Origin of the sequence: Microbulbifer sp. MKSA007 (assembly GCA_032615215.1) — a bacterium.
Classification (GTDB): domain Bacteria; phylum Pseudomonadota; class Gammaproteobacteria; order Pseudomonadales; family Cellvibrionaceae; genus Microbulbifer.
Map to the genome: position 1 here is coordinate 1,111,006 of CP128433.1, position 18,953 is coordinate 1,129,958.

The 18,953-nt window shown below is 41.0% G+C and carries 15 protein-coding genes; all 15 read left to right on the forward strand.

Translation table 11 applies throughout. The features are described 5' to 3' along the window. Positions 1-1,242 precede the first annotated feature (1,242 nt). The 15 genes from QT397_07770 to QT397_07840 all read left to right on the forward strand — a co-directional run bounded on the left by QT397_07770 (position 1,243) and on the right by QT397_07840 (position 18,535). Positions 1,243-2,034: an ABC transporter permease gene (locus QT397_07770; protein ID WNZ57229.1), complete on the forward strand. Its 792-nt coding sequence runs from the start codon at positions 1,243-1,245 to the stop codon at positions 2,032-2,034. After that, the gene (locus tag QT397_07775) at positions 2,031-2,744 is read left to right on the forward strand and encodes an ABC transporter ATP-binding protein (GenBank protein WNZ57230.1); all 714 of its coding nucleotides are present in this window, start codon (positions 2,031-2,033) and stop codon (positions 2,742-2,744) included. The genes QT397_07770 and QT397_07775 overlap by 4 nt, the downstream gene beginning before the upstream one ends. Positions 2,745-2,753: 9 nt before the next feature. Beyond that, positions 2,754-3,998 (forward strand): hypothetical protein, encoded by a 1,245-nt coding sequence (locus tag QT397_07780; protein WNZ57231.1) that lies wholly within the window; start codon positions 2,754-2,756, stop codon positions 3,996-3,998. 89 nt (positions 3,999-4,087) lie between these two features. Continuing rightward, on the forward strand, positions 4,088-5,722 hold the full coding sequence (locus QT397_07785) for a polysaccharide biosynthesis/export family protein (GenBank protein WNZ57232.1): 1,635 nt from the start codon (positions 4,088-4,090) through the stop codon (positions 5,720-5,722). 277 nt (positions 5,723-5,999) lie between these two features. Then, the gene (gene rfbA, locus QT397_07790; GenBank protein WNZ57233.1) at positions 6,000-6,932 is read left to right on the forward strand and encodes a glucose-1-phosphate thymidylyltransferase RfbA; all 933 of its coding nucleotides are present in this window, start codon (positions 6,000-6,002) and stop codon (positions 6,930-6,932) included. A 133-nt stretch (positions 6,933-7,065) separates the two neighbouring features. Beyond that, positions 7,066-7,614: a dTDP-4-dehydrorhamnose 3,5-epimerase gene (gene rfbC, locus QT397_07795; protein WNZ57234.1), complete on the forward strand. Its 549-nt coding sequence runs from the start codon at positions 7,066-7,068 to the stop codon at positions 7,612-7,614. A 139-nt stretch (positions 7,615-7,753) separates the two neighbouring features. Next, positions 7,754-8,623, forward strand: coding sequence for a dTDP-4-dehydrorhamnose reductase (gene rfbD / locus QT397_07800; protein ID WNZ57235.1), 870 nt, complete (start codon positions 7,754-7,756; stop codon positions 8,621-8,623). Between the two features lie 46 nt (positions 8,624-8,669). Next, positions 8,670-9,779, forward strand: coding sequence for a dTDP-glucose 4,6-dehydratase (rfbB, locus tag QT397_07805; protein WNZ57236.1), 1,110 nt, complete (start codon positions 8,670-8,672; stop codon positions 9,777-9,779). A gap of 15 nt (positions 9,780-9,794) precedes the next feature. Further along, positions 9,795-11,663, forward strand: coding sequence for a glycosyltransferase family 2 protein (locus tag QT397_07810; GenBank protein ID WNZ57237.1), 1,869 nt, complete (start codon positions 9,795-9,797; stop codon positions 11,661-11,663). Between the two features lie 10 nt (positions 11,664-11,673). Beyond that, positions 11,674-12,912, forward strand: a complete 1,239-nt coding sequence (locus QT397_07815) for a glycosyltransferase family 4 protein (protein WNZ57238.1) — start codon at positions 11,674-11,676, stop codon at positions 12,910-12,912. Further along, on the forward strand, positions 12,905-13,864 hold the full coding sequence (locus QT397_07820) for a hypothetical protein (protein WNZ57239.1): 960 nt from the start codon (positions 12,905-12,907) through the stop codon (positions 13,862-13,864). Before QT397_07815 ends, QT397_07820 begins: the two co-directional genes overlap by 8 nt. A 56-nt stretch (positions 13,865-13,920) precedes the next feature. After that, on the forward strand, positions 13,921-14,532 hold the full coding sequence (locus tag QT397_07825) for a hypothetical protein (protein WNZ57240.1): 612 nt from the start codon (positions 13,921-13,923) through the stop codon (positions 14,530-14,532). A 343-nt stretch (positions 14,533-14,875) separates the two neighbouring features. Next, positions 14,876-15,637, forward strand: coding sequence for a hypothetical protein (locus tag QT397_07830; protein ID WNZ57241.1), 762 nt, complete (start codon positions 14,876-14,878; stop codon positions 15,635-15,637). Positions 15,638-16,139: 502 nt separating this feature from the next. Continuing rightward, the gene (locus QT397_07835; protein WNZ57242.1) at positions 16,140-17,003 is read left to right on the forward strand and encodes a sulfotransferase family 2 domain-containing protein; all 864 of its coding nucleotides are present in this window, start codon (positions 16,140-16,142) and stop codon (positions 17,001-17,003) included. Positions 17,004-17,392: 389 nt separating this feature from the next. After that, complete coding sequence (locus tag QT397_07840; GenBank protein WNZ57243.1) at positions 17,393-18,535, forward strand: glycosyltransferase family 2 protein; 1,143 nt, start codon at positions 17,393-17,395, stop codon at positions 18,533-18,535. Positions 18,536-18,953: the final 418 nt, after the last annotated feature.

Below are 18,953 nucleotides of genomic sequence, written 5' to 3' on the forward strand. Positions count from 1 at the left end.
GCTGAAAATGATTCTACCTATGCTTGTGATTTGTCAGGTATGAAGAAAGGTGAATACAGAGAGTAGGGTTTATTCTCAGTTAATCGAAGGACCAACAGAGATAAGCCACTCGTTAATCACTATTTAGAAGCACTGCAAGACCCATACTCAATAGGAAGCTTTCAGCCTAGGAGCACTGATAACGTATGGAATTTGGGAGGTGAGGACCTCTCTGTATTTTACCCCTATGCCCTTAATCGCCACTGTTCAGTAGGTTTTTCGAGCTAATCATGAACCCTATGGAGAATGGATGAATACTAGCCATAACATCACACATTTTGTTGATCTCTGTGAGAGTAGGGTTTGGGATACAAGCAGAGGGATACTTAAAAAGGTCTTGCTCGCCCCTTGAGGTTAATCTTACTGTGCCAAAAGCAAAGTGATACTTAAGTACCAAAATGGTCTTGATACTGGGCGGTTAAACTTTCTGGCCACTCCCAATTACTTCTTCTCATTAACCTACAGCGAGTTAGATGGAGAGCAGTAAGATCATGTTGTACAGATGTGCCAAATTTGACTATCAAATCTGGGGCAAAGTGTTGGGAGTTTCTACTTAGATAGAATAGCCTCTTCCTTAACACCTTAAGTTCCCTTTTAAAAGTTATCTTGGCGTGGATTTTGCTCAGAAATATTGGGTAAATCTTGAAAGGGTTATGTATCAGAGACTCGGAGCTGGTTATATCTTAATCAGTACAGGATCTCAGCAATTAGGCCGGATATGGCATTAAGTGCTCTATTGATGTCTGTTTGCGTCTGTTTCTCCCAGTTAATGCTTGTGTATTCACATTCGCAAAATGCGTGAGTGATAGCATTGTTGTCCGCGGCTAATATGCATTTTGGAGATGTCGCCTGCTTATTCATAGAGAAATTGATAATCATCATTGGCGATCATCTAGAAGGGCGTATCGTCCACGATAGATAGCTTTGAGCTAGACTGTTGGGACGAACGTAATGGCACGTAATTAATTAAAAAATGACGAAGAAGAGACGCTGCGATAGGATTCCGCGTCCATTTTGCGGTGCCTTGAGCTCGAACTAAGCTTGGCGGCCCAGAGTGGTGGCGTCATATCTCGATAGAGCCGACCCAACAAGCGAAGGCATTTTGGCTTCAAGAATGCCTCGATATTATTTGAATTAATTGTCTCAGTTCTAACCCAAGATTGGGTAACGACTGGTTCACAGATTGCCAAGAAAGTAATCGCTATGCATCCATCAGTTCAACGCTCCGTCTGGCAAATTCAGCGTGACGTCATTTACGCATTGCTAGTGCGCGAGATGAAAACTCGCTTTGGCAAGTGGCGACTGGGATATGCCTGGATGCTTCTCGAACCAGTACTGCATATTATGGTCTTGGTTGCAGTCTTTAGTTTCCTGAAGGATGCATTCTATCCCGGTGTTCCAACTCCGCTATTCATGCTAGGAGGAATTGCCCCATTCCTATTTTTCACTCACTGTTTTCAAAAGGGGCTGGCAGCAGTGGAATCGAATCGAGGGCTCTTTAATTATCGTCAGCTAAGGCCCTTCGATGCTGTGCTTACACGGGTGCTCCTTGAATTTGCTATTTATCTAGCAACAATTATTACCTTAATAATTGTGTTTGCTTGGTTTGGCGTCACAAGCCCATTCAATAATTTTTTGCTCCTAGTAATAGTAAATATATTTTTCTTCTGCTTTTGCTTAGGCCTGAGCCTGGCTCTCTGTGTTGTTGGGGTAAAATTCCCTGAGCTTGCAAAGCTGTCACCAATGCTAATACGACCTTTGTATTTTATGTCTGGAGTATTTTTTTCTCTGGAGCAAGTTCCTCAAGAATACCATGTCTACCTAGCGTGGAATCCAATACTGCATGTGATTGAGTTGACACGTGAGGGGCTATTCAAAAACTACCATGGAATATTTGGAAGCCTGCAGTACTTAATGGGTGCTTCAATTTCGATGTTGGCTTTCGGTCTGTTGTGTTACCGGGCCAATTGGCGGGATTTGGTAAGAAGCCAATGATTAGACTAGAAAAACTAACCAAATCTTTTCGAACTCCCCATGGAAGAAAGGTTCTCTTTAGGGATGTAAGTGCAAATTTCCCTGAGGGAAAAAATATTGGCATCCTAGGGCGTAATGGAGCTGGGAAAACAACTTTACTGCGGATTATGGGTGGTATTGATTATCCAGATTATGGGCGGGTAGTCACGGATCAGAGAATTTCCTGGCCCATGGGATTATCTGGAGGATTTCAAGGAAGCATGACTGGCCGCGAAAATGTGGCCTTTATTTGCGGTATCCACGGTATCTGGGGAGCTACCCAGCGGAAGTTGATGGATAGGGTTCAGGATTTTGCCGAGATTGGCAATTACTTTGATGCACCCGTAAAGAGCTATTCATCTGGTATGCGTTCGCGTTTGGCCTTTGGTTTAAGTATCGGCGTAGATTTTGATATTTATTTAGTCGATGAAGTGATGTCTGTTGGTGATGCTCACTTTAAAAAGAAATGTGAAGAAGTTATTGCCGAAAAGCGTAAGAACTCTTCTTTTATTATCGTTGCCCATGCAATGGGGATGCTTAAGAAAAACTGTGATGTAGGAATTTACCTTGATTCAAATGGCCTCAGAATTTTTGATACCGTAGATGAGGCTATTGATCTATACAAGGGCGAAAAACCAGTGAAAAAACCGCAATCCGAAAGTGGCGCAGCTAAGCCGGCAGTGAGTGCATAAGAGTCGATTATGGAAGCCAAAGAACCAGTCATTGAAGAGCAAAAAAAAGACCTTGAGCTAGCAGGGGGAGGATCGAATAGTTTTCTATATAAAACAAAAAAACTATTTATCAAATTAACCGGCAACAATGAGAATGAAGGGAAAGGGAAACTATTCAAAAAAATCTATCATTCCAGAGGTCTCGGCCTGTTAGTCATATTTCCCCTTATTCTAATGGCAGGATATTACCTATTTTGGGTTTCTGAGCGTTATGTAAGCAATACCCAATTAATCGTAAAAGATAGTGTTTCCTCACAGGCTGCATCACCCGCATTAGGTTTTTTAATTCCAGGGATGTCAGCAGATAATCAGGATGCGTTTTTAGTGGTGAACTATATCCAGTCATTGGATATGGCCCTGTATTTGGATGACACGTTACATTTGGCTGATTATTACAGAAGTACTAGCCACGATATCTTTTCGCGCTTGGCTTCAGATGCTACTCAGGAGGACTACCTGAAATACTATCGTGATCATATTGGTGTTATCCATAATGAAGCTACCGGAATTATTACTATAGAAATGCAGGCATTCGACCCGGCTTTTGCTAAAAGATTGGTTGAGACAGTTATTCAAAAGTCAGAAGATTTTGTTAACGAGATCAGCAATCAGCTTGCAGATAAGCAAGTGGCTTTTGTAAAGAGTGAAGTTGATTTGGCACAAGCTAAGTTACGCAGTACTAAGCAAGAAATTCTTGACTTCCAGAATAGTCATAAAGTTGTAAGTCCCGAAGAACTTACAAAAGGTATCAGTACCATTATTCAAGGGCTAGAGGCGCGATTGGCTGAGCAACGAGCAAACCTGACTGCAGCAAAATCCTATCTAAATGCTGATTCATCACAAGTGGTCTCCATGCAGGCAGACATCGATGCGTTAGAAAACCAAATTGAGATAGAAAAGGTACGCCTAGTGGGGATAGGGGAAGAAGAAGGAGAGCAACGGCTTAATTTTCTTGGTGCTCATTTCCAGAATCTTGAACTCGATTTGCAATTTGCAACCGATGCCTATGCAGCTTCTTTAAAAGCATTGGAAACTGCTCGTATGGAAGCGTCAGGTAAACTTAAGCACTTGATGGTGGTAACCCAGCCATCGTTAGCAGAGAAAGCAGAGTATCCGCACAAGCTCTATAACCTAGCCAGCTTGGGAATTATTCTGCTAATGCTTTATGGAATAGGAAAGATGCTAGTTGTGACTATTCGGGATCATAGGATGTAGCGACAGACAAAAGGCTGCAAGACAGAATAGTGTCGGTGAATTTTTGATGTCGCTGACAGAGTAAATATCAATTTACAAAGAACAAGCAAATGATTACTGAAAAAATAAAGCGCTTTAGTTTTGGTATAGGGTTGTTGTTATCACTGTCCAGTATTCAGGCCGGAGCATTGGAAACTCAATTAATTGATGAGGTTGCCTCAACAGAAATGCCTGAGACAGGTATACCCGTTTTTGGGGAGTCACTGTTTCAGGGCGCGTTTAAAGATCAGCCATTTAGTGGATTTAATCCCGACTATAGAATATCGATTGGCGACCAGGTTAATCTACAGCTCTGGGGTGCCTATAGCTTTAGTGCGACGTTACCGGTAGACCCGAAAGGCAATATTTTTGTCCCCGAGGTTGGCCCAGTTCATGTTGCTGGAGTAAAGAATGGCGCATTGAATGACTTCGTTCTGCGTCATGTAAAGCGAGTATTCAAGAATAATGTGCAAGCGTATGCCAACTTGGAGGCGAGCCAGCCGGTTAAAGTCTTTGTAACAGGCTTTGTGGAGAACCCTGGTCTCTATAACGGCTTTAGCTCAGACTCGATCCTTTACTATTTGGATAGTGCTGGAGGTATCGATGAGCAAAGTGGCAGCTTTGTTGATATCAAAGTAATGCGTCAGGGAGAGGAAATACAAAAGGTAAACTTGTATAGCTTCCTGGTGGATGGAATTATGCCTGCTTTACAACTTCGCAATGGCGATGTTGTAGTCGTTGGTGCTCGTAATGGTTCGGTAACAGTTGAAGGAGCGGTGCAGCAAGCTGCACAGATGGAGTTTATAGGACCCTACACCCAACTGGGTGAGATGCTTCTCGTAACAAAACCTGACCCTCAGGCGAACTTTGCACGAATTACTCAGGTAATTGATGGTCTTCAGCAAGCCGACTATATGCCACTTGCAAGTGCCATGACCACACGCCTCTATCCGGGAGCGCATATAGAATTGGTACGCGATAACGATATTGAGTCTATTTCAATCCGGGTATCCGGTGAGTTGGATGGGCCTGCAACTTATGTACTGCCCTATGGTGCAACTCTTGACGAATTACTTAGTCAATTGAGTTTTCGCGATAATGCAGATAGAAACTCTATACAGCTGTATAGAAAGAGTGTCGCTGATCGCCAGCGGGCTGCTCTTGATCGTTCTTTAGATGCGCTTCAGATGGAAGTTCTAACTCGCCAGCCCAATACTGACCTGGAAAAGTCTGCGCAAAAAGACAACGCCATGATGATTCAGAACTTTATCGAGCAGGCGCGAAAGGCCGAACCCAGAGGCCAGGTTGTTATTGCGAACAACCCAAACGCAGCAGAAATGCTGCTTGAAGATGGTGATGAGTTGATTGTGCCTTTGAAATCATCAACTGTGTCAATCGTGGGAGAGGTAATTTTCCCAACTTCCCTGGTCTTCAGCAAGAAGCGGACTTTGGAGGACTATATAGAATTGGCCGGTGGATTCGCCAATAATGCAAACCGTAAAGAGTTGGTGATTCTACATCTCGATGGAACGATTAATCGTATAGAAGATAGTGATTTTGATAATCGTCTGGGGGATAGATTACGCCCTGGAGATGAAATTATGATTATGCCAAAAATTCATTCCAGTGAATTACAAGTAACCAAAGATGTAACAGAAATACTCTACCGTATAGCTGTTGGAACCGCCGCAGTTCTATCTTTCTAATTTGGTACTGATAGGTTGTAAACTTTTTTAAGATTGGCTCCCATATTGCACGATATAAATCGGTATGGTTAGTTTCCTTACTGGCTGTTATAAGCTGTAAGTCTTACACCATACCGATTTAAAGTGTTGTATGTAATTATTCACTTCGAATTTGTCATTATAAAGTTTGATAACTTTCCTGGACTCTTAAGTCTATAAATCCTGTATTTTTGCATCGACATCTTTTTGTTTGATGTGATTAATAAATGAATATTGATTCAACGTTGGGGGAAAAACTGTGAAGGGGTCTTCTGATCGGAAGGGAATTATCTTGGCTGGAGGTTCTGGTACACGCTTATATCCCTTAACAAAGGGTGTCGGGAAGCAGTTAATGGCTGTTTATGACAAACCGATGATCTATTACCCCCTAACTACCCTTATGTTGGCAGGAATCAAGGATATTCTGATTATTACAACACCAGATGAGCAATGTTTGTACCGGCGTCTGCTTGAAGATGGTGCACAGTGGGGATTAAACATTTCTTATGCGGTGCAGCCGTCTCCAGACGGCTTGGCCCAAGCATTTTTAATTGGTCGTGATCATGTAGGCGATAGTAATAGTGCACTGGTTCTGGGCGATAATATTTTTTACGCACATAACTTTAGCCAAATTCTTCAGCAGGCTGATAAAAGAGACAATGGTGCTACTGTCTTTGGTTATCGTGTTGCAGACCCTAAAGCATATGGTGTTGTGGAGTTCGATACTGAAGGAAAAGCAGTCAGCCTAGAGGAAAAGCCCGAAGCACCCAAGTCAAACTATGCTGTAACGGGGTTGTACTTCTATGACAGCCAAGTCTGTGACATTGCTAAAGAAGTCAAACCTAGTACTCGTGGAGAGCTGGAAATCACTGATATCAATAAGGTGTATTTAGAGCAGGGGCAGCTAGATGTAGAGCACCTTGGTCGAGGTAGCGCCTGGCTGGATACAGGTACCCATGACAACCTTTTGGATGCAGCGCAATTTGTTCAGACGATTGAGCGCCGACAAGGGCAGAAAATAGCTTGCCCTGAAGAGGTCGCTTATCGCAAAGGCTTTATTAGTGCTCAAGAACTGGAAGCTCAAATACAGCCACTTATGAAAAGTGGATATGGTAAGTACTTAATGCAATTGCTAATTGAAAATGGCGAAATATCATCTTTAAGTGAGCGCAGGTATGCTTCAAATCTTTAAGTAAGCGATAACATATATTGGTTATTTGAAGTTTAACCAGGGTATCGTCTAAGGATGGACGGCTCCACTTCTTACAGTTTTTAGCTTGAGCTTGATAGAGCTTGGTCTTGGCAGTTGTAGACATTTAGACCTTATGAATATTATTGAAACAGATATACCCGATGTAAAAATCATCGAACCAAAGATCTTTGGTGATGAAAGAGGATTTTTCTTTGAGTCATTTCGTGATGATGTATTTTTGGATAAATGTGCAAATAGTGTATTTGTACAAGATAATCATAGTAAATCTTCCAGGGGTATTTTACGCGGTCTGCACTATCAAACAGAGCAAACTCAAGGAAAACTTGTGCGAGTGGTACAAGGAGAGGTCTTTGATGTTGCCGTAGACCTACGCAAAAGCTCACCAACTTTCGGCAGCTGGGTCGGTGTCTATTTGTCAGCTGAGAACAAACGGCAACTATGGATACCAGAGGGATTCGCGCACGGGTTTTATGTTACAAGTGAATCGGCTGAATTTGTATATAAATGTACAGATTATTACGCTCCAAGCTCAGAGCAGTCGATATTGTGGAATGATCTGGACCTAAATATAAGCTGGCCGATCGAAGATGGGCGTCCCCCCATACTCTCAAGGAAAGATGCTGAAGGTAGGCACTTTCGGGATGCCGACTACTTTGCATAACAAACGATAACAGTATATTTCTGAAGTTGTAGTTAAATCCTTATACAGGGTCTCCTCGTAATTTATAAATTAATTGCTATGCAATGCTGCGCATATAAGCCATGTGTATCGTTACTATAGGCAATCGGTTGGCGTATCTATGAAAATTCTAGTAACTGGCAAAAACGGTCAGCTTGGACGTGAACTTCAGCGTCTATGTCCTGTGGAGTATGAGCTGATAGGCTTATCTCGTGAGGAGCTTGATATTACTGATCGGTCCACCGTTGAATCGGTAGTAGAGAAGTATCGCCCAAATTTAATTATTAATGCAGCAGCTTATACGGCTGTAGATAAAGCTGAAAAAGAGCAAGACCTAGCTTTTTCTGTTAATGCAATTGGTGCATCAAACCTAGCTGAGGTATGTAAGAGACTTAGTATTAGACTTATTCACATATCTACTGATTTCGTTTTTGATGGGAAAAAGTCATCCCCTTATTTGGTAACAAATAAGTTGAATCCATTGGGGGTATATGGCGCTAGTAAAGCGGAAGCTGAAGTTGCCGTTCAGAATGTACTACCAGAAGCGGTAATAGTACGTACTGCTTGGGTTTATTCTGCCCATGGTAATAATTTTGTTAGTACGATGCTTAGACTAATGTCTGACAGGAAGATATTAGGTGTAGTTGCAGATCAGATAGGCACACCAACATGGACTGGAACTCTTGCTAAGGTTCTATTCATATTAGCCGAGCAAAATAGTGTAAAAGGTATCTTTCATTGCACCGATCTGGGAGTGGCAAGTTGGTATGATTTTGCAGTAGCAATATTCGAAGAAAGTAAGAAATTTGGCCTTATTCCTTCCGATAAAGAGCTTTCCATTGATGCAATTAGAACTGAAGACTATCCAACACCGGCTGAAAGGCCAGCATACAGTGTGCTAGATAAGAGCCGATTGATAAATGAACTGGAAGTTGAACTGCCACATTGGCGGGAGTCTCTGAGACAAGCACTATCCCTAAAATCTCAATAGTACAAATCGACTTTAAATAAATCGTAGCTAATTTTTTGGTATGAAGATGAAACACTTGCTGGTAACCGGTGGCGCAGGCTTTATAGGAGCCAATTTTGTTCACTACTGGATGAAAACCTATCCACAAGACGTAGTAGTAGTTCTGGATGCGCTCACCTATGCTGGTAATTTTGCAAATTTAGATTCAGTTAGTGATCTGCCAACCTTTAAGTTCTATCAAGGCGATATTTCAGATACACATTTAGTCGAAAATATACTTAGAGAGCATCGGATTGATACTTTGGTACATTTTGCAGCTGAGAGCCATGTAGACCGTTCGATAAGTGGGCCAGATGCCTTTATCCAGACAAATATTATCGGTACTCACAGCTTGTTAAAGGCGGTAAAAAAAGTATGGCTGGATGAAGGGCTCCATCGAGAAACTCACCGTTTTCACCATGTATCAACCGATGAAGTGTATGGCACTCTTGAAGCAGAAGATCCTGCGTTTAGTGAAACGAGCCAATACGCTCCAAATAGCCCATACTCTGCCAGCAAGGCTGCCTCTGATCATCTAGTTCGAGCCTATCACCATACTTATGGACTGAAAGTAACAACCAGTAATTGCTCCAATAATTATGGCCCTTACCATTTTCCAGAGAAACTAATTCCGCTGGTGATCACAAATATTTTGCTCAATCAACCATTACCTATATATGGAGATGGAAAACAGATTCGTGATTGGCTTTATGTCGAAGATCACGCTAGGGGCATTGAGCAGGTGATACAAAAAGGGCAACTTGGAGAGTGCTATAACATCGGTGGCATTAATGAATGGGCAAACATCGATATTGTTACACTCATCTGTGACTTGATGAATCGTGAGTTTGCTGAAAAAACTTCGTTAGCCACTAAGTACCCTCAAGCGCTATCTGTTATCAAAGGTAATGCGCAAGAGTTAATTACTTTCGTCCAGGATAGGGCCGGCCATGACCGCCGCTATGCCATTGATCCAAAGAAATCCAACAACGAACTTGGTTATCAACCCCTGGAGAGCTTTGAGACAGGCATTTATAAGACCTTGCAATGGTATTTGAACAATGATTGTTGGTGGAGAGCGGTAATGGATGGCAGTTACCGTAAATGGATTGCACAACAATATCGTACCGCTGAATAAGGATGGAATGAGATAATGGGAATTAAGATACTAGAGCGTTTAAAGGCGGCAACAACTAAGCCAACTAAGAATTTCCCGGAAATAGCTCAGGTTTGGGTTGATATATGTGGTGTTATTGGTGGCAAGCATTTATTGATACAAGGTTGGGCCTTTCACCCCGCCCATAGCACATTGGACTTTCGCCTTGAATATATTGATAGCGATGAAGATTTTGAAGGACCAAATATTGGTGAACTTAATTACTCAACGCTGCGCACAACTCGCTTAGATGTAAATCGACATTTTGGCTTTGAAGGTAGTGCCCGTTGGGGGTATAGCCTATTGGTAGACTGGCCTTATGATCACCCAGTGAACGAAAAATCCCTATGTTTATCTGTTTCAGCTAAAGACTCTAAAGCTAAGAGCGTTGAGTTAAATGCTTTTGTTGAATTAAGTGGTGAATCCCTATTTGGCCATTGTATGACTTGGCGTACGGATGAAAAGGCACAACTACTTGATCTGATGTTCGAAAGTATGGGTAGCAGTGTATTTGTAATCCCAGGATTGCGTACACTGGATGAAAACCAACTTAAATCTAAAGTTAACTCCCACTGGGATAACATTTTAGCAGTACCGGGGCACGGTTTATTCCTATCAGGCTGGCTATTAGATGGACAAAATGACTTGGCGAGTTTGGTTTTGCGTACTACCGATGGTAGTTATAGCGAAAACTTACTCAAAGAGTCTGCTCGTTATACTCGCCAGGATGTTCTGGAAGCTTTTCCTGGAAAAGCAAGTCCAACTTATAAGGCTGGATTCTTTGCTTGGATACCTATGCCACATTTAATTGAGCAAGCTAAGTTAGAACTTCTTTTTACTAAAGATGGTGCTTTAGGCACAATTCCAGTACAGCAATCCAATGTGCGGGAAGATATTATTTTGGCTAGCCAACAAGTGTTAGTGAATTTTAATGTTACCGGAAGAGATTACCAGGTAAATATGCGTCAACATATCGGCCCGGCATTATCTGCACTTTGGTCGAATCGGCGTGATCTTCTAGATGAACCTCAAGTTGAAGTATTGCAGTTTGGCACAGAGGTTCGCAATCCTAAACGTAGTGTCATTGTTCCGCTTTATGGCCGCTATGATTTTCTTTTACACCAGATTGCACAGTTTATTAATGATGAAGATTTTAATGAAACTGAATTAATCTACGTCCTGGATGATCCCAGACTCTACGATGAGTTTATCCCATTCTGTTACGACACCAGTATGTTGTTCCCTATTGGCTTCAAGGTGATCTATGGTGGCAGAAACCTGGGCTATGCTGGTGCCAATAACCTGGGCGTCAAGTATGCAACCGCAGATAAACTAGTACTGCTTAATTCAGATATTATTCCAAGTCGTAATGGTTGGCTTTCTAGAATTGAAGAAAAATCATCGGGCTTGGAAGATGTTGGCGTTGTTGCACCAAAGCTGGTATTTGATGATGGCACTATACAGCATGTGGGTATGAGTTTTTCCAAGAGTATGCAGTTTGGCAATCTATGGCTTAATGAACACCCAGGAAAAGGTAATCCTGAGTGGCTGTTAAATATAGATCCGGTCACTGAGTCCCCAGCTGTTACTGGGGCTTGCATGTTTATCACTAAATCGCTCTACCAGTCTGTCGGTGGTCTAGATGAGACTTATGTGCTCGGTGATTTTGAGGATTCAGATCTTTGTCTGAAGTTGCGTGATATGGGATATCGCCATTACGTACTTTCTGATGAGAAGCTCTATCATTTAGAGAGATTGTCTCAGAACTTATTTGAAAATCGCGATTGGAAATTCAAGATTACCCTATACAACGCTTGGCAACACACAGAGCGCTGGGGAAATCTAATTGAGCAGCTGGTGCACTAAGGACTTACCGATGACAGAACAAAGAATACTGATCGTTTCGCATGGCCACCCGGATCACAGTAAAGGTGGAGCTGAAGTTGCTGCTTACAATTTATTTAAAGAGTATGAACGGCGGGGCTTGGATACCGTATTTTTAGCTCGGACTAACCAAGCGTCTCATGGTGGGTCTGCCTTTTCTACAATTAACTCTGAGAAAGAGATCCTATTTCATACGCATATGTCTGACTTCTTCCTGTTTCAATCAGGTTGTAAAAAGCATGTATGGCAGGAATTCCGCGCATTTCTCCAACGATATCGACCAACAGTAGTTCACTTTCATCACTATATTCATATGGGACTTGAATTAGTACGTGAAGTTAGAAATACACTGCCGGATACGCGTATTGTGATGACATTGCATGAATATTTGGCAATTTGTGCAAACAATGGACAGATGGTAAAGCCGGGCAAACAGATGAAGCTCTGCTATAAGTCATCACCAGCTGACTGTGGACGTTGTTTTCCTGAACGCTCTACTGCAGATTTTTTCCTACGGGAAAAATATATCAAGTCCATCTTTAATCTTGTGGATAAATTTGTTTCGCCCAGCCATTTTTTAATTGATCGTTATAAAGATTGGGGGATTCCCGAAGAAAAACTGATCATGATCGAAAATGGTCAACCAGAAGTAGAGCGCCCGGTTGCCAGGCCGCTGGGTGAAGGCGAAAAACGCGGTCGCTTTGCATTTTTTGGCCAAATCAATCCATTTAAAGGTGTTGATATATTACTAGAAGCCTTTAAATTACTGCCGGATGAAGTTCGGGAAGAAGTACATCTCGACATTCATGGCGCAAATTTAGAGGGTCAGACTGAGGAATTTCAGCAAAAAATTCATGATTTATTAGAGGAGCTGGGTGATCTAGTGACTTTGCATGGATCATATGAATCCCATGAGATTGGCAAGTTAATGGAGCAAGCGGACTGGGTAATTATTCCCTCGGTGTGGTGGGAGAACTCCCCAATGGTAATTCAGGAAGCTTTTAATCATGGTCGACCATTGATAGGTAGTGATATTGGCGGGATGGTTGAAAAAATTTCCGATAATATAAGTGGATATCATTTCCGTAACGGGAATAGTAACTCTCTGAAACAGGCAATACTGAAGGCCTGTGGAGAGGATAGTAGCTGGAACCTGATCACAAGTAATATTCCGAAACCTCTAACTGTTAGTGAATGCGCAGATAAACATATGGGAGTTTATTGTGGCTAAATTATATTTACATGTGGGAATGCCTAAAACTGGCACAAGCTATATACAGTCTCTATTTAATTTGAACGTTAATTTTTTTCATTTAAATCATAATCTTGGTGTTCTTTCTAATAGGTTCCCTCATCAGTTGGCATGCTCATTTATTAACGATGAACATTTGAATGTAAGGGCTGATATAAAAAATTTAAAAGAAGAGATTGATTTAGAACGGGTAAAGGAAGATGTGCACAATCTCGCCAAGAGAAATAGTGCAGTTTTTTGTTCTTCAGAATATTTTATTCTCCCAGAAAAGGATTTGATATATAACTTTTTTAAAGAGTTTTTTTCTGAAATAGAGGTAATTTATACTGTGCGAAGACAGGACCGCCTTCTTGCTTCAGGTTTTAATCAAGATGTCAAAGCACTTAATAGAACAGCTGATCTCGTTTGGAGTAAAAAAGACAAGACCTTAAACTATTATGATAACTGCAAAGAATGGACTGAGTTGGGTTGTGAGGTTTCATTAATACCTTATGATTTAGTTATTTCTGAAGATCAAGGGCTTGACAGGGCTATTTCAAAAATTCTTTTTGGTGATGATAGGATTAATTCATCAAATCTTGATTTACCATCAAAAAAAGCGTCAAACTCATCTCTTTCAAAACAGGCGTTATTTCTTAAGTTAGCAATGAATCGATTGGGGTTGCAAAATAGTGAATTACTTCGCCTCTTTTCGCAAAAAATAGAGGAGAGTGATTCTGTATTTGAGTTACCTCCGGTGTTCGCAAAAACTATTATGTCTGCCTATGAATTGCCAAATACAAAACTTGCAGAAGAGTTTGGCGATGAAAATTTGGCAGCTAGCCTCACTTTTACTGAATTCTGTGAAAAGGATAGTTTGGGTGATGAGGTTCGCTGGAACCCATTATCCGGCGTTGAAGATCTCATTTCTTTTTTGTGCGCTAGGCAATAATATTTGCATGATGCAAAATCATAAATATCAAATTTGTATGGATGTTCAGGTATTTTATGCGTGAGAATTTGAATATACGAAACGGTGTTCTAATTGGCGCTCACGACGAGCTTTATCTGGCGCAAGGTAATCATAGCCCTGTTGATTATTTTCTTGGGAACGTTACGGTCGCCAGAGATTCAATAGACTCTTTTTGGGATAATTTTGATTTTAGGTCAAAGTTTTGCTCGGATCTAGGTGCTATTTTTTCACATGTAGTATTTCCTGATAAGCATGTTATAGAGAGTGATAACTTTCCATTAGGTAGAGTTTCTGGATTGTTTGAATGCTACAAAGAAAAGCGTCGAAGTAGTAAGGTGATATATCCCGCTTCCAGTTTAAGGGAATCAGATGAGAGGGTGTTTCATCGAGATGATACTCATATGAATATCCAGGGTGTAAAAATAGTTCTGCTAGAAATTGTCAGATCTATTTTGCCTGATCTGACCGAAAAAGAAGTTTGGAATTGCTTGAATCCCGTAGTTAAATTGAAATCCTGTGTTGGAGATTTGTCTTCAAAAATTGGAGCGGGTTCTAGAGAAATTGAGGTATTTACGCCTCCCAAAGGAACTAGGGTTCTCAGTAATGGGGTCAAGGGGGGAATAATGGAATTGTTGATATTTATATAAATAAATCTGCAAAATATTCAGCAAAGCTTTTGATTTTTGGCGACTCATTTTTGAGGGGAATGTTGCCTGTTCTTAGCTGTTATTTTACGGAGATACTTTTCCTAAGGTCACCGTTTTTACATTGTGAAATGTTGAAAATGTTTAATCCTGATTATGTGATAACAGGGAACGTGGAACGATATTTATCTAGGGTTCGCTCGGATAAGGGTGCTCCGCCTTTTTTTTCATATCGATATGGGAGTTCAGGTGTTGATATGGAAAATGAAACTCAAGGTTTTTCAGAGTTATTTTTTTCTATGTTGAAAAATAATCACTAAAATGTGCTTTTAACTAGGTTGAAATTGTGAATACTTTCATTTTTCTGGCTTCTGCAACATCTGGCACTGGATCTATGATTAGAATTTTTAGTGAGATGGCAGGATTCAATGTAGCAGATAGTAAGTATGTAGATAAATTTATTCTGGAGGGCAAGCTTTCGGAGCTAAAGAAATCCATAGTGCCAATGGATGGAGGATTCCATGTATTCAATAGACCTATAGATTTTAATACGCTGATGGATTTCTCTAAATATCAATTTTTAGTTAATTTTAGAGATCCGAGGGATCGTCTGTGTAATATGTTTCATTGGACACAGTCTCATCCCGCTCCAGGGGTATGTAAGGATGAGCTTCAGAAGAGGAGGGAGAGGATAGCTGAGCAAGGTATAGATTCTTGGGTATTACAGCAATCTTTATCAGAAGCTAGTTATTATGAAAATTTTTGGAGGGTATTAGAAGGTTCTCTGGAAAATTCTATAGTTTTAAGTTATGCCGAACTATGTATGGATTTTGATTCATTTATTAGGCGTTCCAGTGAGTTTATTGGAACCACGCTGAGCATTGACTTGCTGGATAAGCTTGAAGTGGAGCGGCCTGAAAATATTTCATTAAATAAAAAATGGGTGGGCAATAAGTGGTCAGGATCAGATGTCATGCCAGGAAGGTATTTGAAAGAATTATCGCCTGATACTATTAACAAGCTTAATAAAAGCCTAGCCGATGTGTTAAAAAATATGGCACATTTCGATCCTAAGTACAGTGAGCTATACTTGAAAGGTATCGATTAAAATTATTGGCATGTATACATTATTGTGAGTTTTATATCGATGAAAATATTTCTCTTTTGAGTTTATGAAAGATTAAGATTGAGCATGTGCTTTACCGGATGCGCACAGGCAGTTTGCGTTGAAGGGGATCAGAAAATATGAATAGGTAGTTATTGGGTATATTAGCTCTCGCACACTGGTGGTATTGCAAGAGACTGGATTTATGGCTGTGGTTATCGAGAGCCTATGTAATACTCTCAGTTAGCTTTACATTAGTGATAAGCTATTATGCTTCTGTCGTGATGACATTAGGAGCTGCATATTGTTGGTCGAAGGTTTTTTGTGAACGCGATTTATGTCTTGATTCGCCCTTCTGGGTTGTAGGAAATAGGTGAGTTCTTGTATTTAAGGTTTCCCCTCTATTGTTGTACGCAGGCCTTCAGTTGTTTTAGTCAGTTGCATCTGATGAATTTATGAATAGAGAGCTATTTTTAGTCCTGTTAATATTGGTTGGGATGTTCTAGTGAAATCCATAATATTTGTGCATATCCCAAAAACTGCAGGTACCAGCTTCCGAAAAGGTGCCGATACTTATTTTGGTAAAAATAAAATTTGCCGGGATTATGGAAGGGGTTCAGCTTTGACAAGCCCTCTCGTTGAAAAATGGACTTCTGGAGGGGTGGATAGCTGGGGCTTTTATCAGGACTTTGACAGGCGAGGCTATAAATTTTTGACGGGTCATTTTCATGCATCAAAATACATTGATATATTTGGTGTTGGACGGATGGTAACGTTTTTACGTGATCCAGTCGATAGAATTATTTCTGAGTATAATCATAAAATTTGGAAGCAAAATTATAAAGGTAGTTTTGAGGATTTTTACCGGTCTCGTGAAAATATTAATAGACAGCTTCGTCTTGTCGGCCAGGAAGACTGGTCTCAGTTTGGTTTTATAGGGTTTGTTGATTCATATGAGGATTCTCTTTTCCTGCTTAACCAAAAATTTGATATTAAGCTTCCAGTTTTACGTCAAAACGTTGCTGTCAATGAGGCTGTTCACTCGAGAAAGCTCACAAGTGAACAAATATCTGAATTGCATGAGTTGAATGCAAAGGAGTATGAGTTTTATACCCTTGCCCGGAATCAATTTGACTGGCGCCTTCATCTGGCTCTAGATCAAGCATGCTTTACGCTAGGTGCTGTCACAGCTTTAGAAAATGGGTATTTGAAGGGATGGGCGATATCAGAGGGAGAAGCTGAAGCGACTCTGCTTAACGCTAGGTTAAATGGCAAAGTTGTGGCAGAGACTAGAGCTAGTGAATATAGTCCTATCTACAAGGCGCGAGGGCTGGGTCGGGGGGGTTTGTTGGCTTTACTTTTGATTTAGCTCATATCACTGATTTAGCTTCTTTAGAGGTTGTTGTGGCCGGAACTGGCCAGCCTCTGCTGATTTTACCATCTCTGCCGAGATTTTCTTAGTGTGCATTGCCCATGATATTGGATCTAGGCTATTTCCTAAGAAGTTGGCGGGTTCAAGTCTGTCAGATCAAGTGTGTTGGAGAAAACCGTTCTCCCGTTGATGGGCGGAAGCTAAAAGAGTTTATTGGTTGTTCAAGATTGCATACTTCTTTTTATACACATGACCACTTGCTGGAGAAGTTGGGCGTTTACCTATTTGATAGATATATTAGGTACTCGCCAATCGTGAACTTTATATATTTTGTTGTGAGAGTATTGGAAATAGTACTATCACCTAAAAAGGTCTTTTGAGTGCGAATGAAGTTTGGAATCGCTGCAATTTTTAAGAACGAATATGAGTATATCCTTGAATGGATTGTGTATCACCAGTTGATCGGTGTTGATGCATTTTATGTTGCAGATAACATCAGTGATGATGGCACCTCTCAGTTGTTGGAGGCCCTGGATAGCCTGGGCGTGATAAATAGAATTTATTTTCCTAGGGTGGAGGATCGCGGTCCGCAGATGCCGGCGTATAACCTGATATTAAATCGCTTTGGCGATGAAGTTGATTTGCTAGGATTTATTGATGCTGATGAGTTTATCGTTAATACTCAAGACGTTAATCTAAAAGACCTGTTGTCTGGCTTCAATCAAATTGAGGATGCCGGTGCACTAGCGCTCAACTGGAGGAATTTTGGCTCATCTGGTCATAGATTTAAAAGTGATGGCCTAGTGATTGAGCGATTTACTCAAGCTTCCAAGCAAGGGCATGAATTTAATCGCCACATTAAAACAATCTTGAAGCCGCCTATGGTTGAGAAAATGCATGTCCATGAGTGTGTGCTTAAGGCCGGGTGTTATTATTCTGCTAACTTCCAACCTACTGAATTTGAAAATGGCGGGCCTAATGAACCCAAAACAGCTCAAGTTTCCTATGATGGGTTAAGAATTAATCATTATGTTGTCAAGTCCAGATATGAACATGCAATGAAAAAGGAGCATAAAGGTTCTGGTGCTGGCAGTTCAACTAGAAAAAAGGGTGAAGCTTATTTTAAAGCCCATGATTTAAATGATGAGCATGATGATGCACTTCTCTGTTATGTAGAGAATGTGAAGAACGGTGTTGCACAATTGAAGGAGCGCATAGCTGCCGAGACTCCTTATCTGTGTTATGGAAAAATTTTTATCGATGTAGGCCCGGACTTGATTACTGGTTGGGCGACAGCGGAATTTGCGGGACCGATAAAAATTCGCTTGCTAATTAACGGGGAAGAGTACTTAGTTGAGTTAAATAGAGACCGCCCCGACGTTGTGCGAAAGGGACTTTCACAGAACTTGAAATGTGGGTTTGCTTTTAAGCCTAAAAAGAGTTTATCCAGTCGAGATGAGATTGAGGCCTATATTTATGGTACGAACATTGCTGCCAAAGTGAACTCCAGACTGGATGCTAACCTTTAGGTTAAGGTGTGTACCAGGTAGTTCATACTTGCTAGTTTCAGCGTAATTTGAAATAGCTATTATTTTATTGATGAATGCATGCGGTGCGCCTAAGAGTGCTGAGTAATAATTGGATTTGTTACAGTGTTAAATATTTTTAAGTCCTTTTTCTATGTAAATTTGGCTCCCAGGCTTAAGCCTGGACTTGCGATTGAGCCCTCTGATTGCACCGAAACAGATTTTGTATGGCATGCATCTGGAGCGGATCCCCAATTCCAAGTACCGGGACGATCTCCTGGACCTGGCTGGTATATGGTGGAACTTGATTTGCGGCACAATCAGTCGTCTGCAGATTCTAAACTTTATTTTGACTACGGGAATGGCTTCAGTGAGTCGGACAGCATATTTCTTCCAATTAAATCGGGTCGTGTTAGTAAGC

Bases quoted from the DNA above. Each gene is read 5' to 3' on its own strand.
- QT397_07840 (WNZ57243.1), top strand. From the start codon at position 17,393: ATGAAGTTTGGAATCGCTGCAATTTTTAAGAACGAATATGAGTATATC.
- rfbB (WNZ57236.1), top strand. From the start codon at position 8,670: ATGAAACACTTGCTGGTAACCGGTGGCGCAGGCTTTATAGGAGCCAAT.
- rfbC (WNZ57234.1), top strand. From the start codon at position 7,066: ATGAATATTATTGAAACAGATATACCCGATGTAAAAATCATCGAACCA.
- QT397_07810 (WNZ57237.1), top strand. From the start codon at position 9,795: ATGGGAATTAAGATACTAGAGCGTTTAAAGGCGGCAACAACTAAGCCA.
- QT397_07815 (WNZ57238.1), top strand. From the start codon at position 11,674: ATGACAGAACAAAGAATACTGATCGTTTCGCATGGCCACCCGGATCAC.
- QT397_07825 (WNZ57240.1), top strand. From the start codon at position 13,921: ATGCGTGAGAATTTGAATATACGAAACGGTGTTCTAATTGGCGCTCAC.
- QT397_07770 (WNZ57229.1), top strand. From the start codon at position 1,243: ATGCATCCATCAGTTCAACGCTCCGTCTGGCAAATTCAGCGTGACGTC.
- QT397_07775 (WNZ57230.1), top strand. From the start codon at position 2,031: ATGATTAGACTAGAAAAACTAACCAAATCTTTTCGAACTCCCCATGGA.
- rfbD (WNZ57235.1), top strand. From the start codon at position 7,754: ATGAAAATTCTAGTAACTGGCAAAAACGGTCAGCTTGGACGTGAACTT.
- QT397_07785 (WNZ57232.1), top strand. From the start codon at position 4,088: ATGATTACTGAAAAAATAAAGCGCTTTAGTTTTGGTATAGGGTTGTTG.
- QT397_07780 (WNZ57231.1), top strand. From the start codon at position 2,754: ATGGAAGCCAAAGAACCAGTCATTGAAGAGCAAAAAAAAGACCTTGAG.